The organism is Shewanella sp. Koi 1 (assembly GCF_052907445.1).
Genome location: NZ_JBREJM010000001.1, coordinates 2,209,863 through 2,235,583, shown reverse-complemented (window position 1 = coordinate 2,235,583; position 25,721 = coordinate 2,209,863). Strand labels below are relative to the sequence as shown.

General features: G+C 47.0%; 24 protein-coding genes. 7 read left to right on the top strand and 17 right to left on the bottom strand.

Translation table 11 applies throughout. From position 1 onward, the window contains the following. The first annotated feature begins 204 nt into the window (after nucleotides 1-204). Nucleotides 205-906, top strand: a complete 702-nt coding sequence (locus ACUZ8J_RS09880; protein ID WP_446693723.1) for an EAL domain-containing protein — start codon at nucleotides 205-207, stop codon at nucleotides 904-906. A gap of 254 nt (nucleotides 907-1,160) precedes the next feature. Here the strand turns inward: ACUZ8J_RS09880 and ACUZ8J_RS09875 are convergent, their stop codons facing one another. Beyond that, nucleotides 1,161-2,315, bottom strand: coding sequence for an NAD(P)-dependent alcohol dehydrogenase (locus tag ACUZ8J_RS09875; protein WP_446693722.1), 1,155 nt, complete (start codon nucleotides 2,313-2,315; stop codon nucleotides 1,161-1,163). A gap of 165 nt (nucleotides 2,316-2,480) precedes the next feature. Next, on the bottom strand, nucleotides 2,481-3,374 hold the full coding sequence (locus ACUZ8J_RS09870) for an aldo/keto reductase (protein WP_446693721.1): 894 nt from the start codon (nucleotides 3,372-3,374) through the stop codon (nucleotides 2,481-2,483). Between the two features lie 207 nt (nucleotides 3,375-3,581). Between ACUZ8J_RS09870 and ACUZ8J_RS09865 the strand changes: the two genes are divergently transcribed. Further along, nucleotides 3,582-4,466: an AraC family transcriptional regulator gene (locus ACUZ8J_RS09865; RefSeq protein WP_446693720.1), complete on the top strand. Its 885-nt coding sequence runs from the start codon at nucleotides 3,582-3,584 to the stop codon at nucleotides 4,464-4,466. A gap of 197 nt (nucleotides 4,467-4,663) precedes the next feature. On the opposite strand, the gene ACUZ8J_RS09860 is transcribed toward ACUZ8J_RS09865, so the two are convergent. The 11 genes from ACUZ8J_RS09860 to ACUZ8J_RS09810 all read right to left on the bottom strand — a co-directional run bounded on the left by ACUZ8J_RS09860 (nucleotide 4,664) and on the right by ACUZ8J_RS09810 (nucleotide 15,275). Then, nucleotides 4,664-4,786 (bottom strand): hypothetical protein, encoded by a 123-nt coding sequence (locus ACUZ8J_RS09860; RefSeq protein WP_269471839.1) that lies wholly within the window; start codon nucleotides 4,784-4,786, stop codon nucleotides 4,664-4,666. 360 nt (nucleotides 4,787-5,146) lie between these two features. Beyond that, nucleotides 5,147-6,022 carry an efflux RND transporter periplasmic adaptor subunit gene (locus ACUZ8J_RS09855; RefSeq protein WP_446693719.1) on the bottom strand — a complete coding sequence of 292 codons (876 nt, stop codon included), beginning with the start codon at nucleotides 6,020-6,022 and terminating at the stop codon, nucleotides 5,147-5,149. Further along, nucleotides 6,019-6,249 (bottom strand): DUF1656 domain-containing protein, encoded by a 231-nt coding sequence (locus ACUZ8J_RS09850; RefSeq protein WP_126513177.1) that lies wholly within the window; start codon nucleotides 6,247-6,249, stop codon nucleotides 6,019-6,021. The genes ACUZ8J_RS09855 and ACUZ8J_RS09850 overlap by 4 nt, the downstream gene beginning before the upstream one ends. Then, a complete protein-coding gene (locus tag ACUZ8J_RS09845) occupies nucleotides 6,242-8,173 on the bottom strand; it encodes an FUSC family protein (RefSeq protein WP_446693718.1) in 1,932 nt (643 codons plus the stop codon). The genes ACUZ8J_RS09850 and ACUZ8J_RS09845 overlap by 8 nt, the downstream gene beginning before the upstream one ends. Before the next feature lie 133 nt (nucleotides 8,174-8,306). After that, entirely contained in the window at nucleotides 8,307-9,167 is an 861-nt protein-coding gene (locus ACUZ8J_RS09840) for an oxidoreductase (RefSeq protein WP_446693717.1), read from the bottom strand. 20 nt (nucleotides 9,168-9,187) lie between these two features. Next, the gene (locus tag ACUZ8J_RS09835; protein WP_222745315.1) at nucleotides 9,188-9,958 is read right to left on the bottom strand and encodes an SDR family NAD(P)-dependent oxidoreductase; all 771 of its coding nucleotides are present in this window, start codon (nucleotides 9,956-9,958) and stop codon (nucleotides 9,188-9,190) included. Nucleotides 9,959-10,002: 44 nt separating this feature from the next. Beyond that, nucleotides 10,003-10,959, bottom strand: a complete 957-nt coding sequence (locus ACUZ8J_RS09830; protein WP_446693716.1) for an SDR family NAD(P)-dependent oxidoreductase — start codon at nucleotides 10,957-10,959, stop codon at nucleotides 10,003-10,005. Nucleotides 10,960-11,264: 305 nt separating this feature from the next. Continuing rightward, entirely contained in the window at nucleotides 11,265-12,134 is an 870-nt protein-coding gene (locus ACUZ8J_RS09825; protein WP_446693715.1) for an oxidoreductase, read from the bottom strand. 27 nt (nucleotides 12,135-12,161) lie between these two features. Then, complete coding sequence (locus ACUZ8J_RS09820) at nucleotides 12,162-13,028, bottom strand: oxidoreductase (protein WP_446693714.1); 867 nt, start codon at nucleotides 13,026-13,028, stop codon at nucleotides 12,162-12,164. Nucleotides 13,029-13,045: 17 nt separating this feature from the next. Next, on the bottom strand, nucleotides 13,046-13,819 hold the full coding sequence (locus ACUZ8J_RS09815) for an SDR family NAD(P)-dependent oxidoreductase (RefSeq protein ID WP_446693713.1): 774 nt from the start codon (nucleotides 13,817-13,819) through the stop codon (nucleotides 13,046-13,048). Nucleotides 13,820-14,339: 520 nt separating this feature from the next. After that, nucleotides 14,340-15,275, bottom strand: a complete 936-nt coding sequence (locus ACUZ8J_RS09810; RefSeq protein ID WP_446693712.1) for an alpha/beta hydrolase — start codon at nucleotides 15,273-15,275, stop codon at nucleotides 14,340-14,342. Between ACUZ8J_RS09810 and ACUZ8J_RS09805 the strand changes: the two genes are divergently transcribed. After that, nucleotides 15,235-16,326 carry an AraC family transcriptional regulator gene (locus ACUZ8J_RS09805; protein WP_446693711.1) on the top strand — a complete coding sequence of 364 codons (1,092 nt, stop codon included), beginning with the start codon at nucleotides 15,235-15,237 and terminating at the stop codon, nucleotides 16,324-16,326. The two genes, ACUZ8J_RS09810 and ACUZ8J_RS09805, sit on opposite strands and share 41 nt — an antisense overlap. Nucleotides 16,327-16,390: 64 nt before the next feature. On the opposite strand, the gene ACUZ8J_RS09800 is transcribed toward ACUZ8J_RS09805, so the two are convergent. The 3 genes from ACUZ8J_RS09800 to ACUZ8J_RS09790 form a co-directional block, all read right to left on the bottom strand. Next, nucleotides 16,391-16,645, bottom strand: a complete 255-nt coding sequence (locus ACUZ8J_RS09800; RefSeq protein WP_269471840.1) for a transposase — start codon at nucleotides 16,643-16,645, stop codon at nucleotides 16,391-16,393. A gap of 388 nt (nucleotides 16,646-17,033) precedes the next feature. Continuing rightward, nucleotides 17,034-17,966, bottom strand: a complete 933-nt coding sequence (locus tag ACUZ8J_RS09795; protein WP_446693710.1) for an alpha/beta hydrolase — start codon at nucleotides 17,964-17,966, stop codon at nucleotides 17,034-17,036. 330 nt (nucleotides 17,967-18,296) lie between these two features. After that, entirely contained in the window at nucleotides 18,297-19,202 is a 906-nt protein-coding gene (locus ACUZ8J_RS09790; RefSeq protein WP_446693709.1) for an alpha/beta hydrolase, read from the bottom strand. A gap of 80 nt (nucleotides 19,203-19,282) precedes the next feature. On the opposite strand from ACUZ8J_RS09790, the gene ACUZ8J_RS09785 reads away from it, so the two are divergent. Then, nucleotides 19,283-20,206 carry a LysR family transcriptional regulator gene (locus ACUZ8J_RS09785; protein WP_446693708.1) on the top strand — a complete coding sequence of 308 codons (924 nt, stop codon included), beginning with the start codon at nucleotides 19,283-19,285 and terminating at the stop codon, nucleotides 20,204-20,206. A 472-nt stretch (nucleotides 20,207-20,678) separates the two neighbouring features. On the opposite strand, the gene tnpA is transcribed toward ACUZ8J_RS09785, so the two are convergent. Further along, nucleotides 20,679-21,113 (bottom strand): IS200/IS605-like element ISShes8 family transposase, encoded by a 435-nt coding sequence (gene tnpA, locus ACUZ8J_RS09780; RefSeq protein ID WP_039978090.1) that lies wholly within the window; start codon nucleotides 21,111-21,113, stop codon nucleotides 20,679-20,681. A gap of 343 nt (nucleotides 21,114-21,456) precedes the next feature. On the opposite strand from tnpA, the gene ACUZ8J_RS09775 reads away from it, so the two are divergent. The 3 genes from ACUZ8J_RS09775 to ACUZ8J_RS09765 are packed head-to-tail and all read left to right on the top strand — an operon-like array spanning nucleotide 21,457 to nucleotide 25,648. Then, on the top strand, nucleotides 21,457-22,368 hold the full coding sequence (locus tag ACUZ8J_RS09775) for an AAA family ATPase (protein WP_279773048.1): 912 nt from the start codon (nucleotides 21,457-21,459) through the stop codon (nucleotides 22,366-22,368). A gap of 50 nt (nucleotides 22,369-22,418) precedes the next feature. Further along, on the top strand, nucleotides 22,419-23,504 hold the full coding sequence (locus ACUZ8J_RS09770; RefSeq protein ID WP_446693707.1) for a DUF58 domain-containing protein: 1,086 nt from the start codon (nucleotides 22,419-22,421) through the stop codon (nucleotides 23,502-23,504). Continuing rightward, a complete protein-coding gene (locus tag ACUZ8J_RS09765; protein WP_446693706.1) occupies nucleotides 23,501-25,648 on the top strand; it encodes a transglutaminase TgpA family protein in 2,148 nt (715 codons plus the stop codon). The genes ACUZ8J_RS09770 and ACUZ8J_RS09765 overlap by 4 nt, the downstream gene beginning before the upstream one ends. Nucleotides 25,649-25,721: the final 73 nt, after the last annotated feature.

The following is a 25,721-nucleotide window of genomic DNA, read 5'->3' as shown; positions in this document are numbered from 1 at the left end:
AGTTATCGAATAGTAATCAAACAGTAATCAAGGTGGCGTTGGCCACCTTGATTATTTTTGGAGGTATTAAAATGCCGTTTACACTCACGCTTAACCGTATGAGTATTAAATCGGCAAACGCACTCAAGCGAGGTAAACTTGTTTGCACTCTTGGCCACTAAATGCGAATAATTAGCGATTAGCCATTTACCCCCCCCAGTTTCGATGCTCAATCTCAGCGGTTTATCCTTAAGTTGCGAATACCAGCCCTTTGTCTGTCCCCACACTCAACGCATTCATGGCTATGAAGCACTCGCCCGTTTTTACCTCGAGCAGGGTCAAGCCATCGCCCCGAATCTAATCTTTGAGCAATTACACGAAGCCAGCGCACAACTGGCGGCGGTTGAGTTTCAGGCAAAAGCCTTTCAGCTCAAACACGCCCCTCAGGCGCAGCGGTTATTTGTGAATGTGGATCCCCACGCAGTAGATGGAGCGCATACCCCAAAGTTACTCGAACTGCTATCGCAGCATCCGCAATTGACGGTGGAAATCATTGAAAACACTTGCGTGAGTGATGCCGAGCTCGCGAATCGCTTGTTTCATCAATTTAAAGCGGCCAATATTCAAGTGGCGCTCGATGATATCGGCGCGCCCCACTCCATGCTCTCTATCGATTTAATGATGAATGTGGATTACCTCAAATTTGACCGCTACTGGCTTAAATTAATCGACGCGCCCCATGGTATCGCCCTGCTCTGCGCCCTGATTGAATTTGGCAAACGCACGGGTAAGCAGTGCATTTTAGAAGGCATAGAAACCGAGGCCCAGCTCCAGCAGGCCCGCGAGCTGAATGTCGATTGGGTTCAAGGATTCCTATTCAAACCTTGGTTTATCCGCCCAGAACAAAGCGAAAAGTTAATTTGTTAGGTAGAAAAAAATGGTTGCGGATGCCGATGGCGGCATTGATATCGTCGGCCCGTTCATCGTGCTAAAAACGAATACCCAAACAACGGTAAACTAAGCTCAGATTTTGGTTCTTATATCTGCGGACAAAATACATTTACTTACCTAAAAACAATTGGTTGATATCACCATAGCCGTTTACAGCACCGAAGCCATTCCAACAAAAAGGGCGCTCTCTAGAGCACCCTTTTTAAACGATATCTTATCGATGGTACAACTTAGAAGGTCGAAGCATCGATCACATAGCGATATCTGGCTTCTTTGTTGACGACACGCTCCCAAGCATCGTTAATCTGCATTGCTTTAATCTTTTGGATTTTTGGCAACACTTTGTTCGTGGCGCAATAATCCACCATTTCCTGAGTTTCTTTAATGCCACCAATCAGGGAAGCATTGAAATTCACGCGTGAGAAAGCAAGGCTCAGGGCGTTGATATTGACTTCGAAACCATTGGGCATACCCACTTGCGTGAACGTTCCATAAGGTTTAACTACCGATGCATAAGCGGCCACATCGTACTCATAGGGAATAGTGCTGAGCAAATAGTCCATTTGACCGCGGTAATCTGCCAACTTACTCAGATCCTTCACCACAATGGCCTCTTTGGCACCAAACGCGAGAATATCCTTCACTTTATCGGGAGAGGTTGTAAAGGCATACACTTCTGCGCCTTTTGATACTGCAATCTTGATTGCCAAATGCCCTAAACCGCCGATACCAGCAATGCCAACCTTAGTGCCAGGTTTAAGGTTTGCACGCATCAGTGGTGAATAAGTGGTGATCCCCGCACACATCAATGGTGCGGCGTCTGCTAGATCGACACTCTCAGGCACATGCATAACAAAGTTTTCTTCAACAACGATATTGTTTGCATAACCACCCTGCGTGATACCCGTTGGCGAGCGGTCATCTTTAGCACCATAGGTAAAAATAGTGTCGGGACTATATTGCTCCTCATTGGTTTGATGGCTGTGATTATGATTACCGACCATACAGCCGACACCCGCACGATCACCGACTTTAAACTTGGTCACATTCTTACCGACAGCGGCAACAATACCGACGATTTCATGGCCTGGTACTTGTGGATATTGCTGTTTACCCCAATGACCTTTTTCTTGGTGAATATCCGAGTGGCAGATGCTGGCAAATTTGATATCGATTAACACATCATTATCGCCAACGGGACGGCGTTCAAACTGCCATGGTTTGAGTTTGCCTGATTCATCAAACGCGGCATAACCACGGGATTGAATTTTGCCTGACGACTCGCTCGCAAACACATTCATAGAGCCGCCCAGCATAGCGCCTATGCCAATCGCGCCGGTCAGTTTAATAACGTTTCTACGCGTTTTATCTGTATCTTCACACATTTGATTATCTCCTTAACGAGTATGAATAATGTCGTGCCTGTAGCTGAGCGAACGCGCTCAGCTACAGGCGATAGCATTAATATTTGCGCTAAATTCCGTTGTTACCTTGCCGCTATGGCGCGATGTTCTGTCTAACCATGCGTGCTGATAGACAAGGTTTGGGAGTTAATCCCGGACAACGCATGTACCGTCGGCGAGTAACTTACCGCCGAACACAGGAAAAATATTGGCCTCGCCGTAGTGAGTTAATGGCTCAATTTGTTGCAGCAGCGCCATATCCGCGGCCGTGATGCTGAAGTTAACTTGGGCATTATCACGCATATGTGCGGGATTGGCGGTTTTAGGGAGTGGCAGCAAGCCAAGCTGTAAGCAGTATCGAATACAGAGTTGTGGCACAGTCACTTGGTATTGAGTCGCCAATGCCAGCAATGTCGGATTTCCCAAGGCCGCACCGTGTGCGACTGGCGAATAGGCTTGAACCAAAATATCTTGCTTTTGGGTATACTCAATCAGCTCAAAAGGCATATTGCCTACATGGGCGAGGATCTGATTGACCATAGGTTTAACCGTGCCGTTTTTAAGCAGGTTATCTAAATCAGGCTGCTCAAAATTGGAAACACCAATAGCGCGAAGTTTATTGGCTTGATAGGCATCTTCTAGCGCCCGCCACGCCTGCAAATTACCTTCAAAGAAATGTTCACCTGCTCGAAAATCCGTCCAAGGTTGAGGGCTATGGATGATCATGAGATCGATATAATCCAGACCTAGCGCCTGCAAGGACCCATCAATTGCATTCGCCGCTTCAGCATAGGTTTTAACTGCGGCATCGAGTTTCGTGGTAACAAAAATCTTATCGCGGGCAACACCACTGGTTCGCACGCCCTCGCCTACCCCAGCCTCATTGCCGTAAGCTTGTGCCGTATCAATATGGCGGTAGCCCGCTTCAATCGCATTGCGCACAGTTTGCGCCGCATCATTGTTGCCAATCATCCAAGTGCCGAGACCCAGCTTAGGAATTTGCACACCGTTTGAAAGTGTGAAGGTTTCGTTCAATATCATGCTATTGCTCCTTTCAACGATTTGGGACGACGCTCGTTATTCATTCGGGGCAGTACGAGCTAAGTTCGTTTTGATGATATTAAGCAACGACAGTAAAACCTTGAATGCACGTTCCTCGCAGTAACTTGCCTATTCCTGTTTTAGGCTTTCTATTTGGAGCAGATTTTTATAGATTCTCGGTGGATCAATATTGCAGATGGATAGACCATGACAGCACTCGCCGAACTAATGGCTGACTTAGACCTGATTGAAAATGATGCCACTGAAACCGCATTGAAGGGGGTTAGATTTTTCAAAGTCGTCACCCAAAGCCCAAGAACCCCAATGGTTTACGAACCGGGGATCTACATAGTGGCGCAAGGTCATAAGGTGGGCTATCTAGGCAAAGAATCATTCGTCTACAACGTAGATAATTACTTGGTTAATCTGGTGTCGATTCCCTTTGAATGTGAAACATTCGGCAGCAAGGAAGAGCCGCTCCTAGGTATTTACATTGAGATTGATGTTGAGCAGCTGTACCACATGATTGATCAAATTGGTTTTCAGCGGTCCAATAGTGACAACAGCAAAAAATTGAATCGCGCCATTGGGCCAGCATTTTTAGATAAAGAGATGAAAGACGCCGTGTGTCGCTTGGTCAGTTGCTTAAAGTCTAAAAATGACACGCAAATTTTAGGCCCCTCAATAGTAAATGAAATCATCTATCGCGCCCTTAATGGCGATCAGGCGGCGGTGCTTTATTCACTCGCAACACCGAATAGTGATTTTGATAAAATCACAAAGGTGCTGCGTTTTATTGAGCGTCAGTATGCGGAGAAAATAGATGTCGAGCAGCTAGCAGAACTCGCCAGCATGAGCCCATCAAAGTTCCATAAAGCATTTAAAGGCGTGACCAGCGAGACCCCGCTGCAATACCTTAAGAAGTTGCGCTTAAACAAAGCCAAATACCTTATCGCGCAGCAAGGAACCAAGGCCTATGTCGCAGCCTATCGCGTAGGCTATGAAAGCCCGTCACAATTTAGCCGCGAGTTTAAGCGTTATTTTGGTTATGGCCCTGCTGAGCTTCATCATGAGGAGGCTGCGCTAGTTTAAGGTTGATGACGCATTGCCAGGGCCGTCAGCAACGCCGCGCAGATGAGTATGCTCATACTGATCAAAAACCTGACTTTAACGCTGACGAATAAAGCTGACTAAATCGAACAACCCCCTCCCAATGTTGAACCTAGGGCTATGGCTAACTGCACGACAGTCACAAATAGCCAACCAACCGACAGACGTGGCTGTCGCGGTCAGTCTCCATCAACATCACCACAAACGCCACCGACAAACCCAATACGGTCAATAACACCGCAATGCACGCCAACGGTCACGGTTGCAATAGAGGCAATCTTAACGACCATTGAACTGTTCATCTGACGAAAGGCTTTTGCCCCAAAACGTGCCAGAGAGAACTTTAGACTCTCTTGGCAATAACTTGGTTGGCTTAGTTTTGGTAATGTTACAAACCAAGAGCTGGCGAGTAATGCACTAGTGTCCCAAAGTGAGCTTGAGTTCGTTGTGGGTTGACATGCTTTGTCCTTCTAAGCGATAAAGTTGTATGGGATAAGTTAAAATCTGACCATTTATGCAGTTTTTGTGCATTAGTGAAGTTTATCGACATAACCTAGCAATTCGGAATAACTCGTTTATTAAATATGGGGGGTGGATTAATTGGAGCACAGCCCCTAAGCTAATGATACGCCGACGAACATGGATAACAGTAGAATCCGTACCTAGTTAAATTCTTCAAGAGAGACAGAGACCGTGCGTCCAGCAATCAGTGTGAAGCCTTTTGGAATCGTGTCGATTTTGATACGAACGGGAATGCGCTGAGCGAGGCGAATCCAACTGAATGTTGGGTTCACGTTGGCCAGTAACGTCCCGGAGGCAGTGGTTCTCTCACTATCATTGATACCTGCCGATAAACCTTCCACATGTCCGAAGAGCGGTTGATGTTCGCCCATCACATAGATGGTGGCGACGGCGCCATTTCTAATACGGCTCAGTTTGGTCTCTTCAAAATAGCCTGAGACATAGAAGCTGTCTTGATCAACCAGTGCCATCACGGGCACACCTGCTGAGGCAAAGGTGCCTGGTCTGAGCGAAAAGTTAGTGATTACGCCATCAACGGGTGAGTATATATCGGCCCGATTTAGGTTGATTTCCGCCAGTTCAAGATCGGCCAAAGATTTGTCTAAGCGAGCCTGTGCCAAAATGCGTGAGTCGCGTTTATCGTCTAGTTGCTGCGCTGAAACGGCACTATTCAATCGTTGATAGCGTTTGTATTCGCGGTCCGCCGCGTAAAGAGTCGCCTGTGCTTGCTTCACCATTGCTTTGGCTTGTGTCACTTCACTACTCAAACGCTGTTTATCCAAGCTAAACAGTAGCGTGCCTTTGCTGACAATCTGGTTGTCGTGCACGTAAACCGCGTTAACAGTGCCTGAAATATCGGTGGCAAGCGGTACGATGTCTGCCCGAATTTTTCCGTCGCGAGTTTGCGGCGCGTAATGGTAGTAACTGTAGAGGTTCCATACGACGAAACCCGCCAGTAACACGGCACCTGTCGTCATCAGGATTTTAAAACTCGACATAATTTTGTGTTTCATCATGATAGTGAGTGACCTATTGGTGTGGTAATGAGCGCAAACAGGTGGAAAAGCAAACCAGTGAGCGAAATAAATAAAGCGGAATCAAAAATGGGTCTTTGTGCGATCAGCCGATACATTCCCGCCTTGACGAAAAGGCTCGAGAGGAGGATGCGGAGAAAGAAGGCCAACACCATGCACAGCAGCAATGGTGAAATGTATATCCCCAGAATATCAAGTTCGTTAAGCATACAAAGGTGTCCAATTGGGTGCCGTTGGATAAAGCGCGATTCTCAATCCCGTTAATAGGTGGACAACGTCCGTTTGGTGTTCGTGGTTTGCTCGTTCGAGGGCGCGATCGAGTTGACGGAGTAATTCGTCGCTCGACTGCACAGCGCGTTTGTCTCGCTGACTGAGCGCTTGCAATAGCGGTTGCAGTGTCGACGACATCGGGTGAGCGCTGTTCAACTGCCTCAACTTGGCCATCGTGATGTTGGCTTTCAGTTGATTCAGCAGAATAAGGCTCTCTTTGCCTAGCGACGCACCCAGTCTTGAGACCTGTAAGGCCATGCGATCTAAAGAACGTGTGGCGTAGGTTTCAATTGCGGCATCATCGAAGGTGTGAACCAATGTTTGTTGATCCTGATACTCGCGCTTGAGCAAGTGCTGTAGGGCATGTTGTGCTCCCCAACGTCTGGATAAGGCGATAGCAATGAACGCCACAAATACGCCCACCAACGTCGCAACGGAGCTTTCCAGAAAGAACCCAATGTTGAATGGGGTGTAATGATTCTGGAAGTTGACGTTACTCAGGCTTAATGCCAGTACCAACATCGCTAACGGATTCTTCGAGGCCCATACGCCCATTGGCAACATAAAAGCCGCCATGATGAGCAGAAAGCTGGTTTGGCTATTGGCCAGCGGTAATAACACATAGCCCAACGTAAATGCCGTTAACGCTGAGATAAAGGCAAAGCGTCCAAAGTGCGTGATCGCGATGCCGGGTTCATCGCTCCCGCCAAAAAAGCTGATGGCGACGACACCCAGCAAGACCATATTGGGGCCTTGGTTCCATCCGGTGAAGTACCAGATCGCGCTGAGCAACGAGTAGGTCAGCAATATTCCCATGAACATGCGCAGCATTAATCCGGTATCGGGCGGCAGTGGAAATGCCTTGGTTTTGAGTGCAGTGTAGCGCGTATAAGCGTGTGTTGGTTTCCCTGCCACAAGATCTTGAAACGCTGTGACCGATTCCCAGTCGGTGAGGTGCTGATTGAGCAGTCGCTGCACACGCTCAAGAACCAGTTTTTCCCAAGGTGATGCGTGTTGATAAACCGTTTTTGGTATCGCAATGGGGTGTATGACTTCGTTGTTTGCTTTCCAGCTTTCGACACTGGGCGACAAGCGAGCGCGTGTCTCTGACGACAAGCTATGAATGGCATCTCCGAGTGCAGACAAGGTCGGGATCATCGCCATGATCTGTCTTTGCAGCGCGATTATGGCTTGGCGAGTTTGTCGGTCGACAGCGTGGTCTAACTTCATGGTCGAAACCAACTGAGACAGTGATGACACGTCGGCAAGTATGGCCAGTCGATCCGATTCTGTGGTGTGATTTGCGATGCCGGTCAGGCAATCATCACGCCATGCTTTGAGATCGCGCATCCAGTTATCGACGCGTGATTGAAGCATCGGCTGCGTGGTCCCTGGGAAAACCAAGGCATCCACCAAGGTGACCGACAGAATACCAATGCAAATTTCGACTACGCGTGTTACCACCATGGTAAACATGTTTTCTGGCTGGCTAAGATAAGCCACCAGAACCAGCATAATTGTCACGCCAGTGAGTTGCAGGCTGTAGGCCCTAGGGGTTCGATCGGCATAAGATAACGCCAGAATCACTGATGAAACCAACCCCGTCACTATCATCAAAATGAGCGGTTCGTTCACGAACCAAGCCGAAAGCAGTAACGAGATGAATCCCGCGAAAAGTGTGCCTGCCAATCGGTAGGTAGCTCTGGCACGAACGGCACCAGATAGCGGGTTGCTGAGTACGCAGCAGGTAACCATCGCCCAATACGGATTGCTCAATCCCATCTCTACTGCGACGAAATAGGCAAGCATCGCCGAAATGTAGACTTTGGCGGAGAATAACAACTGTTGACGCGAAGTATTCATTTGTTCGATTTGTACAGCTAGTATGGAATGAGGATTGTCGATAATATCTTGTGATATCTGTTGTGCTGAGATCAGGCTTAGTTCGCTAAATTACTGAGCCATTGATGACTCAATGACTCAGTTGGCAAGTTGCTTAAAGAGCTTCAACCGGATTCTTCAGTGCCCCGGGGATTGCCGTTGCTTTGCCGCGTTCACGCCATTTAGCGAGATCACGGGCGCGTGATTCAACTGCACCATCCCACAACTGATACGCATCCTCGCCCAGCAATAAACGCACTGGGGCGCTGTCGCTTTCCACCATGTCGATAACCACTTGCATCCCCTTAATCGGGTCGCCCATTTGCTGGCCATTTTGAGTGGTGTAGTAGTCATCCATAGCCGCTGTCAGTGGAGCATACGCTTCAATTTGACCTTCTGCTTTCATTGCTGCGCTGCTGGCAAAATCGGTACGAAATGCGCCGGGTTCGATCAAAGTAACGCGAATGCCCAAGTGTTTTACTTCGTGATGCAGGGCTTCGGTAAAGCCTTCCAAGGCAAACTTGGAGGCGTTGTACAAACCGCTACCGGGGAATGCCACCATGCCAGCAATACTTGTTAAGTTAAGAATATGGCCGGACTGCTGCTGACGCATATATGGTAAAACTTCGCGGGATAGCTCTACAGCCGCAAAGAAATTTAGCTCCATCTGCTGACGGATCTGTTCCGAAGTGAAGTTTTCCAGCGCACCGTAAGAACCAGCACCAGCAATGTTCGCCAATACGTCGATGCGACCAAATTTCGCAATGGCAGCATTTAATGCTTGGGCGCGGTTATCCGCATCAGTGACATCTAACTGTACTGCCAAAGCACGTTCGCCAAACTCAGCAGCGATCTCTTGTAGTGACTCAAGACGGCGGGCACTCAGCACCGCGCTATCGCCTTTTGCCAAAACCAGTTTCGCTAATTCTTTACCAAAACCGGATGAAGCACCGGTAATCAACCAAACTTTATTCATTGTGTTCGTTCCTATGAAGGTTAGAAATTGATACCATTATCAACCGTTAACACACGCCCTGTTACCGCGCGCGACATGTCGCTGGCGAGATACAAAATGGCATTGGCTTGATCTTCTGCTTGGGTGGCAGGCAGCTCCAGATTGCTGTAGAGCGCCCCATATTTCGCCATGCCCGAACAGCCGCCGAGCATGTTGCCATCAAAGTAAGCTTGAGCGAGTTCAGTTTCCGTTGCGCCTGGTGCCACAGCATTACAACGTATGCCCGTGCCCGCAAAACGAATCGCGATATTCTGTGTTAAGTTATTCACCGCTCCTTTGGTGGAGGTATAAGCGGGGCCACACACCGGCAAATCCGCATTGACGGATGACACATTCACGATCACTCCCGCATTATTAGGCATAAAATGTTGTACCGCCTCGCGGCAGAAACGGAATACACCCAGATAGTTCACATTGACGACTTGCTCTAGCAGTTCATCAGTGGTCTCTTCAATTGAGCATAAATCGGCAATACCCGCATTGTTGACCAAAATCTCCACCTTGCCGAACGCATCAATGGCTTGTTCAAAAACCCGTTTTGGCGCATCACGGTCAGCAGAATCTGCGACCACACCAATCACCTTGCCACCTGATGCACTCAGTGCTTGCACTGCTTCATCCAATTTTTGTTGTCTACGAGCGGTGATCACCACGTTTGCCCCTTCAGCAAGAAACAACTCGGCCGTTGCGCGACCAATACCACCGCTGCCACCTGTAATAATGGCGGTTTTACCTTGTAGAAGTGCTTTCATTGTCTTTCTCTTCGTAAAAATGGTGTTTCTTCTCGTAAAATCGTTTACGCAAAAGCATTGATGCCGGTTAAATCGACTGATAAATCCCACAAGCGCTGCGCTTGCTCAGCGTCAATGGCGTAGCTGCGAACCGCGATTTCTTCCGCTTCATCACCGTCATTCAAAGGGGAAACATCGCAATCGGCGCAATACAAACCACCTTTGTCTGCCAACTGCGGTGACGTTGCTGCCCAAACTGTGGTGGCTGCGCCTTGTGTTGGCGTCTTGAAAGTTGGGTCGATAAGGTTGCCCTCAACATCAAACCAGCCAAGATCTTGCATTTCGGCCATATCCATGTGGCGTTGTAAAGGCGTGTAAATTTTACCCGGATGCACCGCAAAAGAGCGCACGCCCTTCGCTTGCCCCAAGATATCCAACTGCTTGGCAAACAGCGCAATAGCGGTTTTTGATTGCCCATACGCCAGCCATTTGTCGTAGCCGTTGTTAAATTGCACGTCATCCCAGCGCATTGGCGAATAGTGATGCCCCATAGATGAAAGCGACACCACACGCGCACCTTCGGCAATGGCTGGCCACAGCAGGTTAACCAAAGCGTAATGGCCTAAGTGGTTGGTGCCGAATTGCGATTCCCAGCCATCGCCCACACGGGTTTCAGGATTTGCCATTACTGCTGCGTTGCAGATAACCAGGTCGGCTTGCTTGCCGTTGGCAATAAAGCGCTCAGCACAGGCGCGAACGCTACTTAAATCGGCTAAATCAAGCTGATCAACATCGACGTTTTCTATGCCTTCAAGTGCTTCGCGGGCGGCTTGTGGGTTACGCGCCAGTACCAGAACTTTTGCTCCGGCTGAGCTAAGAGCCTTCGTTGTTTCAAGTCCTAAACCTGAATGGCCGCCGGTAACTATTGCCAACTGGCCTTGAAGATTTATGTCTTGTACAACTTCAAATGCCGTTGATTTGAAACCAAACCCGGAGCTCAGTGGGAATTGTTCTGAATTCATAATAGCCTCATAGATGTCGCTCTAAGTGTCGAGCAGTTGAGATCTATTTTAGGCGCCATACCATGAACGGTACATGCCGATAAATCCTAAATATCTTTTCGATCGTACGGGTAGGAGTGTCGACTTTTGGACACATAAATCGTTATAACAGCTCAACGAGCAATGCTCGCCATAATGTGATCGATTCAAGTTGGTCTTATAAAAGTGGGTTAAAGCAAGCGTGACAATTTACTTGCAGTAAAAAGTAGGCAACGTTGCCTACTTTGATTCAATCATTGTCGTACTTCAGTGCAATCAATAGATAACTACAATTGAATATCAACTATCTGAGCATCATCGAAGGCGGTATTTTCACCACGCTCACGCCAACTGCTTATATCTTCCAAGCGTTTGTTGATAGTGTTATCCCACATGCTATAGGCATCACGACCCAGCATGAGCCGATACGGCGCATTATCGCTAGCGACAACCTCGAGCATGCGCTGAGCGGCTTTTGCTGGATCACCCATTTGCTTACCAGCCGATTCTTTTAAGTAGGTTTCGAAGGGTTCAACCACGGGGCGGTAGGCTTCGATACTGTGTTCAGGGCGCATATTGGCATCACCTGCAAATTCGGTGCGAAATGCCCCAGGCTCTATCAACGTAACATCAATGCCCATGTGCTTTACCTCAAGTGCGAGCGACTCTGTCCAACCTTCAATCGCAAACTTCGCGGCGCAATAAGGGCCTGCTGCATTCATCGCCACTAAACCCGCAATGCTGCTTACAGTGAGAATATTGCCGGAACCCTGCTTTCTCATTTGCGGTAACACAGCTTTGGTAAGTTCAGCCGTAGCAAAAAAGTTAAGTTCCATTTGTTGGCGCATTTGCGATAGGCTAAATTCTTCACATGCACCGGCAACGCCGCTTCCGGCCATATTGGCAAGCACATCGATTCTGCCAAAATGACGGATTGCTTGTGCTATGGCCTGATTACGAGCTTGTTCATCAGTGACATCCATCGCAAGGGGTAATACGTTTCCCTCATGCCCGGCTGCGATTGCTTCGAGTCGATCTAGCCTGCGAGCGGTGATAATGGCTTTGTCACCGTTAGCGATGACGGCTTCTGCCAGAGACTTTCCTAGTCCTGATGAAGCACCACTGATAAACCATACGTTTTGGGTATTAACTGTCATATTTTATTACTCTTATATTCTAAGTTATCATTCGCCGATGGGTTTGGGCTGAGCGCCTTCACACGCTGTATCTAAGCCCAATTCTTTCCACGCATTGATGTCGTCTATTCGATCTGCAATGGTTCTCTCCCAAAGTGCAAAAGCGTCAGCACCAAGCATCAGGCGTTTTGGCGCTCGCGGTGACTGGGTCACCTTAATCATCGCCTCAGCTGCTTTGTTAGGATCACCCAGCTCGTTACCTGCATTATTCTTAAGAAAGTCCTCCACTGGCCCGACAATATCCTGATAGCTGTCAATACGATTTTTAGGTCGCACGTTTGCATCGCCTGCAAACCCTGTTCGAAATGAGCCAGGTTCAACTAAAGTGACTTTTATCCCAATCGACTCAACCTCTTGAGCAAGTGTTTCAGTCCATGCTTCTAGCGCGAACTTACTCGCACAATATGGACCAACGCCAGTAATAGGTGCTAATCCAGCAACACTTGTAACCGTAAGAATATGGCCACTACCTTGTTCTCGCATGTGCGGCAAGACTGCTCGGGTAAGCTCTGCTGTTGAGAAGAAGTTCAGCTCGAATTGTGACCTTAATTCTTGTTCACTAAACTCTTCAACGGCACCAAGAGAGCCACTACCTGCAACATTAGCCAGCACATCAATACGGCCAAAGTGTGAAATGGTTTCGTTAACTGCGTGATTTCTTGCTTCACTGTCGGTCATATCTACAGCTAAGACCAAGACTTGTGATTCGTTGCCTTTAGCCAATTCAGCTAGGCGCTCTAGACGTCGCGCAGTGATGGCTACATAATCTCCTTGTTTAATCACCGCCTGCGCGAGTGATTTGCCAAAACCTGAAGAGGCGCCTGTGATTAGCCATACTTTCTTATCAATACCCATATTTTCTTTGCACCAAGTTAAATAAGTGTCATTCCGCCATCGACAACAAGATCTGAGCCGATGATGTAAGATGATTCATCGCTCGCTAAGAACAACGCCACCTTAGCAATTTCTTCAGATGTTCCAGCACGGCCTAGGGGAATGCCTTGGCACAAGGTTTTCCTCATTTCTTCGTCTTCAGTAAAATGTGTCGCCATAGGCGTTGCGATTAGCCCCGGACTGATGCCGTTCACACGTATGCCACGTCGAGCGAAATCGACAGCTGCGGCCTTTGTTAAGTGACGACTTGCCCCTTTTGAAGCGCTATAACCCGGTGGTACATCAGGAAAAACAATGATTCCTGCAGCTGAACCAATGTTGACAATGGCGCCTTCACCAGACTTTTCCATAAACGGCGTTACTGCTTTAATACCGTAAAACTGACTGTTGAGGTTGACGTTCATTACATGGTGGAAGTCTTCCGCCGTTGCATTGTCCCAACTGCCGTCTCTGGGGCCCGGGGTGCCAGCATTATTAATAAGAATATCAATTTTTCCGTAGCGACTGATGGTGTCGTTAACGACATCATCCCATTGTGCTTGACTAGTGACGTCAAGTACTGCCATAGATGCGATCTGACCTTTAACGGTAATTTCATCAACCAGCGCATTCATGTTATCAACGCGGTTTTTATTACCAGTAATGACAACCACCGCGCCCTCGGCTGCGAATACTCGGGCAATGACTGCTCCCATACCAGTGCCGCTGCCGGCACCTGTTATAATTGCGACTTTGTTGACTAGACGTTTCATAGTTAATCTCCTGTTCGGGTTAGAGCGTAGTGAAGCGGCGCTGCCTAGTTGACGTTGATTTATTATGCAATAGCCAACTCGTACCACCCATGCTAAAAAGTCTAATTATTTTTGTAGATCGTACGGATTTTGAGTGTTGGGCCCGTTCAGGGAAAACGGTATTGACTCATATGATCTGTTTTGTGTAATCAATGACGGCCTATTTGCAGGTGCTAGCAAGCACCTTTTGATGATGTGTATACGGGGAAAGGTTAGGAGAAAACAATCAGGGTTCCCGTGGAGACAATATGATTAATGGAGCCTCGACTAGATTTTTTCATAACAGGAGTTACAGATTTAATTCCTAAAAAGGAACATTCAAATTAACAGCCATGAATTAAGGTTAAGATTTCTGTATGGAAATGAATCTTTAGTCACCAGCCCATGTTGCACTGGATATGATTACTAACATTCTTCGGTTAAAACATAATCTAATTTGCTATCACCCTGGGCGTTACCAGAGTGATAGCATGGCTATGATTTAACTTAGGAACTGCTTGAAGAAAGGAACGACCTGAGCCAAAGCCTGTTCAGTTGCTTGTGGTTGATCATACAAATCGTAATGCGTAGCGCCGTCTACCACTTGTATGGTTTTTTGGCTTGAACGCGCTCGATTAAATAAATCAAAGCCATCTCGGTATGAACCAAAAGCACCAGCTTTACCACCACCAATTACAATGTGTAGAGGCTGGGTAAGTAGTTGCTCTGCCATTGCGAACGCATCCCAACTGAATGCTGGCGCTAAGCTGGTAAAACGTAGCTTGTTTGGAGAGCCTGGTTGCTCACCTCGAGACGTACGGTAGTAATCAACCGCTTCAGTCAGATCTACATCAGTGACTCCTGCTTCGTCCAGCTCAACTTGGCTAGAGAACGGTACGTAGGGCACAATTAGTGAGTCGGCGCCTCTTGCTTCTGCGGTGCGTTGTGCACCTATAGCTTCGAGGGCTTTTAGAGCATTATCAGGCGTTAAGTCTCCTTCACGGACTATTCTCCCGTAATTTGCTGCTACGATAGTAGCGACGGCTTTAATTCGTCTTTCTGTCATTGCGGCATTTACAGCATAGCCACCACCGCCACACACGCCTAATACACCAATTTTTTGATCATCAACAAAAGGAAGGGTCACGAGATAATCTACTGCACAGCGAAAGTCTTCCACACGTTGAGAAGGGTCCTCACTGTATTTGGGTTCACCACCACTTGCACCTTGAGTCGAGGCATCAAAAGCTAAGGTAATAAACCCTGATTGTGTTAATGCTTCCCCGTAAATCTGACCTGAAGTCTGTTCTTTACAACTGCTTATTGGATGGGCACAAATAATCGCAGGGTACTTTTTATTTTCATCAAAATTTTCTGGTAGACGTAAAGTACCAGCAATGTTCCAAGTATTACTTTTGAAAGTGACTGATTTGACCATAATGATTGCTCCAAAGTTCGAAGATATTTACAACAATATAGTTGCCCTGTTTATTAATTTATCTCTTGCGCTTGGTACAAACCATGCTTTAAAGTACCTTAAACCTTTTAGATCGTACGAGTTGGCTATGGATCCTCTTTCTGATGTCTTGTCACTGTTGCAACCGCATAACCAATATTACGCTGGATTTGATGCTGCTGGAGATTGGTCGTTTAATTTCCCTCCCTACAAAGACAGTATAAAGTTTATGGCAATTACCAAAGGTTCTTGCTGGGGAATGACCGAAGATTCTCACGAACCAATTCAATTTAATGCAGGTGACTGTATTTTGCTTAATAGTGGTAGTAGATTAATTCTCTCGTCCCAGCCTGGCTTGGAAACTCAGGATGGTGAAGCACTGGCGAAAGCAGCAGCTAACGATGGACTTGCTATACACAATGGTGGTGGGGATGTTTTTATTATTAGCGGATTGTTTTCGTTTAAAAATAGTCACGTTGAAGTATTGTTGGATGCATTGCCCTCATTAATCTCAATATCTAAAGCAACGGAGCAGGCAGAAGTTATACGCTGGTCATTAACTCTTTGGGCGCAGGAACTGAAAAATAAACAACCGGGAGGAGCACTTGTTGCTACTCACATGGCGCATTTAATGTTAGTTCAGGTACTGCGTTTATATTTGGAAACTTCGAAAGATATGCCAATAGGCTGGTTTTCCGCCCTCACAGACAAACAAATTAGCCTGATCATAAGTGCTATTCATACAGAGCCAGAACATAATTGGACCTTAGCAGAGTTAGCGCGTATCGGAGGTTTATCTCGTACGGTATTTGCACAACGTTTTAAGGCTCTTGTGGGAAGTACCGCAATGGAGTACGTATTACGTTGGCGCATGTTACTCGCTGCCGACCGGCTAAAAAATACGGTCGATAACATTGCCACAATTGCATTTTCTCTTGGTTATGAATCTGAAAGCGCGTTTAGTACCGCATTTAAACGTGTGATGAACAGTTCACCGAGCCAGTATCGACGCAAGTTCATCACAACTGATTAATGTTTGCGATACTTAAAGTTATTCGTGTTTTACTAGAGGCTGTTGATCTTTGCTTAAATTTTATTCAGCAATGCATTGGTAACCAGACCATGACAAAGGCTAACGCGACATTACTGGCGTAGTTTTTTGCCAGTTTGTCGTAGCGAATCGCAATAGCCCGATATTTTTTAATCCTTAAAAAAGCGTTTTCAACTAAGTGCCGGTACTTATAAAAGCACCAGTCCATATGGCCATTCCCAGTTTTACTGTTCTCTTTCCTCGGAATATTGGCCACGCAACCTTGAGCTTTAATAAATGCTCGTAATGTTGTTGAAGCCATAAGTTGACATAGCCGCCTTTTATACATCATTAAGTTAGGAACTTTCTAAAACCATAAGTTGATATAATTTTTTGTTGCTATCAGCGTTCAGATGTCAGAAGAAAGAAAATTATATTCTCAACTTGTTCTATGTCAAAGTCGACCACAGCACAAATCGTTTATGCCGCTTTTCTTCTTTGGGCATGTATTTTTAGCATTTATTTTAGATTCTCTTTGACTTAGTTTTTCTCATCATGTTTATACCGAAAAATATCGGTGTAAGCACACTCCAGTTTTTGAAAATTTCTAATTTCAAACATCAGTTTATGAGGGAAGTTACAGAATAAATTAAGTAATTACAGAAACAAAGAAGACGTCAATTGTGACGTCTTCTTTGTTCATATTCACTCTAGTTCATCAAGTGTTTTTGATAAAACGGTACTAGTTGTTCAAGTGCTTTTGAGGTTGCTTCAGGCTGATCATAGAGGTCATAGTGGCTAGCGCCATCAACAACTTGAATTGATTTTTCACTTGAGCGTGCTTTTGTATACAACTCAAAGCCATCTCGGTATGAGCCAAAGGCACCAGCAACACTTCCCAAGACAACATGTAGGGGTTGTGTTAGAAGTTTATCTGCAAGGTGAAAAGCATCCCAACCGACAGCTGGCCCTGTACTCGATAAGCGCAGTTTGTTTGGTGAACCAGCCTGTTGGCCACGTGGTGTCAGGTAGTAATCAATAGCATTGACCATATCAACGTCTGTAATACCAGCACCTTCTCGCTCTACCTGGTTGTTGAACGGAATATAACCAACGATAAGAGGGTCTGCTCCTCGAGCTTCCGCTGTACGTAATTGACCAATCGTTTCTAGCAAGTTTAGAGCAGCATCAGGTGACATATCTCCGTCACGCATCATGCGACCGTAATTAGTTGCGACAACTGTACCAACCGCTTTAATACGTTTTTCTGTCATCGCCACATTAGCCGCATAAGCACCACCACCACATACACCAAGCACACCGATACGGTCCGCATCAACATAATCGAGTGTTACGAGGTAATCGACTGCACAACGGAAGTCTTCAGTACGTGTGCCAGGATCTTCACTGTATTGAGGTTGACCGCCACTCTGCCCTTGGGTCGAAGCGTCGAATGCTAGAGTAATAAAGCCTGCTTTTGCTAGTGCTTCACCATAGACATTCCCTGCCGTTTGTTCTTTGCAGCTACTAATTGGGTGTGCACAAATAATAGCTGGATAACTTTTTTGTGAATTAAAATTAGCAGGGAATCGAATCGTTGCGGCGATATCCCAATCTCGGTTTTTAAAAGTTACGTTCTTCATTTTATTAGCCCTTGTTTGATAACTAGAATACGTATCCTAAGACAGTGAAATGAGTATAGGTTTGAACTGTTTGTTTTATTAGATGCAATAATCAGAACGCAGTTATAAGAAGTTCTTATGAATTGAACGTGTTTTCTTTAAACGAAAAAGCCACTTTTCAAAGTGGCTTGTGGAGTTAATGGGGAATTAAATGATGGCCTTTCGCTGCATGCTGAAAGCTCAAGGCTTTCCCAATTCCTGAGCTAGCGCCTGTAATTAGTGGATATTTCATATTTTGACCAGCTAAATATCTTAGCAAACACACAGTAACTTGCTGCGCGCTTATATGGGTTACAAATTCGATAGGAAAAATGGCGCAAGTTTGCTGATCGCTTCAGCAACATTGTTTGGCTTGTCGTACATACTGATGTGCGTTGCACCATCAACGATATGAAGAGATTTTTCCTCACTTGCTGCTCGTTCAACTATTCGTTCACTTAACCAGCGTGTGCCAGCTTCACTACCAGCAATAATGCATAATGGCTGCGTAAGTAAAATTTCAGCATTATTAAATGCATCGTAAGTAACAAGTTGCGCTAAACTGCGGGTCGTCATTTTACTCGGCGCATTACAGTGCATGGCTCTTTCCGTGCGGTAGTACTCATACGCTTCAGCAAAGTCTTTGTTAGGCGCTTCTTCAATAGAGGTCGGTGTTGTTGGTAAATAGCCAATCTCCGCCCCTTTGGCTTCTGCACTCATTTGCTCTGCGGCCATCTCTAACAAAGGCATTGCTTCATCTGGAGTTAGGGTGCCATCCCAACCAAAGCGATACATATCACCATAGTTGACGGAACTCACAGTCCCTAACGCTTTTACTCGACGATCAACCATCGTTGCATGAGTAGCATAACCACCACCTGCACATACGCCCATAAGGCCGATACGGTCAGAGTTTACGTATTCCAAAGTGATCAAATAATCAATGGCAGCACTGATATCGTCAACACGCTGGTAAGGGTTCTCTAAGTGTCGAGGCAAACCCTCACTCGCTCCCTGACAAGATGCATCATAGGCTAATGTGATAAACCCATGTTGTGCCAGTTTTTCAGCATAAAGCCCTGCAGTTTGTTCTTTGACGCCGCCACTTGGGTGGACAAATACAATCGCTGGGTATTGGTTTCTTTCATCAAAATTTTCTGGGAAAAACAGGTTTGCAGCCATTTTGATGTTTGCATTCATAAAGTTTACTGGTTTCATAATGAATCACTCTCGCGTGTTGTCTGTTTTGTTCAGAAATATATTAGCCCTAGACATACTCTTTGATTAGAGCCAATAATGTGAACATTCTTATAAGAAAAGCTTATGAATCTATGAAAGAGAATTTGAGTGACCTTGTTACTTTCTTGAACGTAGTCAAAGAGGGAAGTTTTACCCGTGCTGCTGCTCTTGCAGGAACCTCGCAGTCAGCAGTAAGTCAAACAGTGAGTAATTTAGAGCAACGTCTACAACTCAAGTTACTTAATCGAACCACACGTAGCCTAACGTTGACAGAAGCTGGTGAGAGGCTAGTTACACTAGTGGCACCAGCAATTGAAGACATTAACCTTGGTCTAGAACAGTTAGGGGAGTTACGTGATACGCCTTCTGGAACAGTGCGTATTTCAGCCGATGAATACGCGATTCAGCAAGTCCTTTGGCCTAAGCTTGCCCCCGTCCTTAGACAGTTTCCAGAAATAAACCTCGAGTTAATCACGGATTATGGTTTAGTGGATATTGCGAAAGGAGGCTTTGATGCAGGAGTCCGTCGAGGCGGGCTAATTGCAAAAGATATGATTGCAATGCCAATTAGCAACGAGCATAAAATGTCTGTTGTTGTTTCTCCTGAATGTTCACAGCAAAATACTCTGCCTGAGATCCCAAGTGATTTAGTTTCGTTGTCTTGTATTAATCTAAAACTCCCGACTCATGGCGATAACTTTCCTTGGGTATTTAGCGTCGATGAGCAAGAATATAGGATCCGCGTAAAAGGACAAGTCGTCGTGAATGGTATAAATCAAGTCGTGCAAGCGGCGGTTGATGGCTATGGTTATGCATATGTACCCGAAGCCTTAGTTGCGAAGTATATCGACTCGGGTCAACTCATATCAGTGTTGCCTTCATATTGTATCACGCACCTAGGCTATTATCTTTACTATACCAGTCGACTCCAATCCTCGGCTGCTTTTAAGGTTATCTTAGACGCACTTAAACACACAAAATAATGAACAAAATATCTTTCGCCTGAATGTGGATTTAAGATACTTTTTCTAATGCTATAAAGCTGCTTGTAAAAATATCCCTAAATCGTTTATGTCCCAAAGCGTGCTGCGTAAAGCTTTTAAATCTACAGGTTAAGCTAATGCTAAAAAGGTGAGCCGTGGCGATTAGCGAGACGACCATCCGACCCACGGCCGCTCTTTGGCATCCATGCCATCGCGGCATTCGTGAATCCATTCACATCAGACTGGGCGGCCCTGCATCCACGGATGGACTTGAACAACATCCCTGTTTAACGGCCAGTTCGCCATCCATGGCTCTCGTTCATAAGCTCAGAAACCTAAGGTTTCTATTCACCGCGTCGGCGAGCAAATACCATGGTTCACCGATAAATCGCAGCAAAAAGAACCAAAAAACTAGTAAAGAATCCACCTTCTGAAGAAGGTGGCTTTGTTTTAACCCCCTAAAAGGGGGCCTTTATTCAAGAGCAAGTTGACCCTGCTCTTGCCGCTCTACTTTCTCTTGATGCCTAACGTATCTACGGATTATTTCCTCGTTAATTCCAATCGAATCGACGAAGTATCCTCTCTGCCAAAAATGATTTCCCCAAAGTTTATTCTTACGTAGGTAAGGAAATTTACTGAATATTTTCAACGCTATCTTACCTTTTAACGCCCCCATTAAATTCGATATAGATATCTTCGGAGGTACCTTCACCACTAAATGGACATGGTCAACTTGAACATTTAGCTCCATGACTATGCATCCCATTTGATGGCAATAAACCTGAATGCATCGATAAACCTCTTTTCCGACATTACCTTTCAATATCCGAAAGCGGTACTTTGGTGTCCAGACTATATGATATTGACATCGCCAGAACACATGCGATGCTTGCTCGTATCTACTCATGTTATTTGCCTCTTTTGACTTCGCTAAAAATCAAAGATGCATTTAACATGGGTAGGTATACAGGCAAAGCCTCAAATGATGATAACCACCTACTGAAGTAGGTGGTTTTGGGCTAAAAATAAACCAAAAGTTTACCCACTTGCACCTTTATCTACTCTATTAACGCTCTTAAGTCTCACAAATCATACAATGTGCAGATAATCGAATGCCTTGACTCACCCTCTGTGGACGATAGAAATCTCACTAAGCCGATTGATTTCACAGTAAAAGCGACTGGCTAAGCGCGTCATATTCCGCCATAGTGGTAGAGCGAATGACCTCATCCATGCACAAGGAGTCTCCCGTGGCACATTCTGGTTTAAGCCAACTATTACAACAACTTGAACAAGTATTATTAGGCAAGCCACGGCAAATTCGCTTAGCCCTCGCCTGTATTCTCGCCCGTGGGCACCTATTAATTGAAGATTTGCCCGGCATGGGCAAAACCAGCCTGTCCCATGCCCTCGCCCAAAGCCTCGGCCTTAGCTATCAACGTATTCAATTTACCAGTGATATGCTGCCCGCCGATATTCTCGGGGTATCAATTTTTGATAAACACCAAGCGCAATTTGTGTTTCATCCCGGCCCTATTTTTAAACAGATGGTGCTGGCCGATGAGATTAACCGCGCCAGCCCTAAGACTCAGAGCGCCCTGCTCGAGGCCATGGCCGAGCAGCAAATTTCTGTCGATGGCGTCACCCACAGATTACCCAATCCGTTTTTTGTGATTGCCACACAAAACCCCACGGAGCAATCGGGCACCTTTCCGCTGCCCGAATCCCAACTAGACCGCTTTATGATGCGGATTTCCATCGGTTATCCCAGCCACGATGCGGAGCTAGCGATGCTAAAAAGCGATCAAACGCCGCAAACCCTCGATAATTTACCCCAATGTTTAACCCCGCTGGCGTTAACCCAGTTGCAGGAGCAATGCGACAAAGTCGCGGCGTCCGATGCACTGCTCAATTATATCTTGGCCTTAGTGCATGACTCGCGCAATCAAACCGATGCCGTCGGCTTGTCGCCCCGCGCAACCAAAGCCCTATTGCAAGCCGCTAAAGCATGGGCATTTTTAGAAGGCAGACACTATTTAGTCCCCGAAGATGTGCAAGCGGTCTTTTGTAGCGTGGCTGAACATCGACTGCGCACCAGCAGCCAATTGCAGGGGGAAGCGCTATCGGAGCGGATCCTCGCCAGCGTCAATCCCATCATGTAATGCCTTGCTAATCATATCGATAAGGATGCTCACACTATGATGAGGACAGGATGAAACGAGTATTGACGGCTTTCTGGCAACGCTGGTTGGCAAGGCGCATGCCGCCTAGTTCTGAGTTTGTCCTCAGCCATCGCAGCATCTTTATTCTGCCCAGTGGCTTTGGTTTAGTCTGGCTTGGATTGGTACTGCTGCTGTATCTGTTTGGCACTAACTATCAAAACAATCTTGTAATTGGCCTGAGCATTTTGCTACTCAGTCTATTTAATACCTGCATCCTCTACAGCTATAAAAATCTTGCGGGTTTGCGCCTTCGCGCACTCACGGCGCCAGAGGTGTATGCGGGCGAAACCATCACCTTTCCGGTCCTGCTCACCTCAAATCACAGCAGCCACAATATCAGCTTAAATTACCCCAATAATTTGGCGTACTTACTCAAACAGGTCGGCGCCGATGAGGTGCAAGCTCTGGTCTCGTTTGCCCATGACTGCCGTGGTCTGGTATCGCCTGGCCGACTTAAGATTGAATCCTTTTATCCCTTAGGGCTTTGCCGCGCTTGGTCCCATATTGATCTCGATAATTCGCACATCGTCTACGCCCACCCGATTGAAAGCCCTTTGCAGCTAAAAGCAGCCACCGAATCCGGTGAAGACGAACGGTTAGAACGAGCTGGAAAATACATCGCTGGCATCGATGAATACAAAGGGCTTAAGCCCCATGTGCTCGGTGAATCCCTTAAACAAGTGGCATGGAAACAATGGGCTCAAGGGCGTGGCATGCTAACCAAGGAGTTCGAGCAGCCTCAAGGCGATCCCGTATGGTTAACCTTAGTCCCCGATCCCGCGCAGCTTGAACAGCAATTAGGTCAGCTCAGCTGGCAAGTCAACCATTTAAGTCAGCAGGAGCAATATTTTGGTCTGTGGCTGCAACGTGTTGGGGCGGAAGATCTGATCCTTACACCCGATACGGGCAATGCCCATCGTATCGCCTGCCAAAGGGCGCTCGCACTCTACGGGCAAGATCTCAGCACGCTGGATAAAACCGATAAATTGATGAATAACCAAGGTGTTAAGCATCAGCATCCGCTTCCTCCCCATGGGCAAAACGTGCGTCCTACAACAATGGAGCCGCGGCGATGACAACGCAAGCCTCGACACATCACAAGGCCAATCCTCCTAAGTTAACGAGCTATCATGCCAATGGGCCGCAGACGGGTGACAATATCAGCCGCCAAACGCTGTTTTGGCTGCTGCTGACCAATATTGCGGTACTCAGCCCCTTATTCGATAAAACGACACCTTGGACCCTTGGGATCTGCGCCATTTGCCTCGTGTGGCGAGTCGGCATCTATGTCGGTAAAGTGGCAAAGCCACCGCGCTACTTGGTCACAAGCCTTGCTATTGGCGCCGCTATTACCCTTGCGTTGGTATCGGGTGAGATTGGACTATTAAATGCCTTAGTCAACCTGCTGATTTTAGGTTATGCCTTAAAATACATTGAGATGCGCAGTGTCCGAGATGTGCGGGCCGTGGTGATTGTGGGCTACTTTTTAATTGCGCTGACCTTTATCGATCACCAATCCATGCTCAATACCGTGCATTTAATTGGGGTCACTATCATCAATACCTGCGTGCTGGTTACTCTCTATCAAAGCAAACACAACTGGCAACACACCGCTTGGATTGGCGCTAAATTATTACTGCAGAGTGTGCCACTGGCGTTACTGCTGTTTTTAGTCTTGCCGCGCTTTGCCCCGCTTTGGCTGGTCCCGAATATGAAGGAAGCCCAAACTGGACTCTCGGATACCCTTTCCGTGAGCGATATCAGCAAACTCACCCGCTCCTCCGCACTGGCCTTTAGGGTGAGCTTTACCGAGGCGAGCCCCATCCAAGCCGAACTCTATTGGCGCGCGCTGGTGCTGGAAGATTACGACGGCCAAACCTGGCGCCAAGATGTCGGCATCAAACAAATTCAAAAGGATGCGCTGTTTTTTCCGCCCTCAAGACCCGATCCCGCGCGGCAACTCCCCACAGCCATGACGGACGATACAGGCAGCCATGCGCCGCAGCGATACGACTATCAAGTGATTGTGGAACCTAGCCACCAGCCTTGGTTATTTGGGCTCGATGTGGCTTATAGCCAAGATGAAAAGGTCATTAACCTACCCGATTATCGACTCTATTCCCTACGTAATGTCGATCAGCGCATGGGCTACAGTGCCCGTTCTTGGCCCAAGGCCCAAATGGATCTCAAGTTAACGGCCAAACAGCGGCAAATAAACCTGAAACTGCCCGAGGGCACTAACCCCAAAACTCTGGCGCTCGCCGCCGAGTTTAAGGCCAACTATCCCGAGCCCAAGCAGCGTCTGCTCGCCATGATGGGTTATTTTAATCGCGAACCGTTTTTCTACACCCTCACCCCGCCGCCCATTGGCCCGCAGCAAGTTGATGATTTTCTGTTTGAAAATAAAGCCGGATTTTGCGCCCATTACGCCTCCGCCTTTATCTTTATGGCGCGCGCCACTGGCTTACCCGCGCGTATGGTCACCGGCTATCAAGGGGGCGAATACAACCCGCAGGCCGATTACCTGAGCGTGTATCAATACATGGCCCACGCTTGGGCCGAAGTCTGGCTCGAAAATGAAGGTTGGGTACGATTCGATCCAACGGCCATGGTCGCCCCCAACCGTATCGAACAAGGCTTCGATGCCGAGTTCTCCCCCGAGCAAAGCTACCTACAAGAAAGCCCTTTTAGCAGTTTGCGGTTTAAATCTATGCCTTGGCTCAACGAGTTAAGGCAGCGCTTTGCCAGCCTCGATTATTACTGGAGTCTCTGGGTGCTCGGTTTTAATCAGGAGCGGCAAAACAAAGTGTTAAGCGGCATTTTAGGGGATGTCACTAAAACCAAGGTGGCGGTGTTTATGAGTGTCTGTATTAGCCTTATCGGCCTCTATATCGCCTATAGCGTGGGGCTGTTTCGCTTTAAACGGGAGCAGGATCCCATCAGCGCCAAGTACCAAGGCATTTGTCAGCGCCTTAGTAAATTTGGCATCAATCGCCCCGCTCACCTTGGCCCGAACGCCTTTGCAGCCCAGCTTATTGACACGCACCAGCAGCAATCCCCAGAGTTTTGCCGCGAGTTTGACACCCTGACCCAAAGCTATGTCGCGCTAAAATACCAACAACTTGCGGACGGTGACTATCAAGTGGCGCTAAAGCGATTTAATAACGCCGCTAAAACCCTTAACTGGCGACTATTTGGCCCGAGTAAACAGTTAAAATAGGCGGGATAAACCGCAGGCGGACAAGATTGTTGAATCTTATAAATCAGTCACATAGAATTGCCAAGCCACTTTG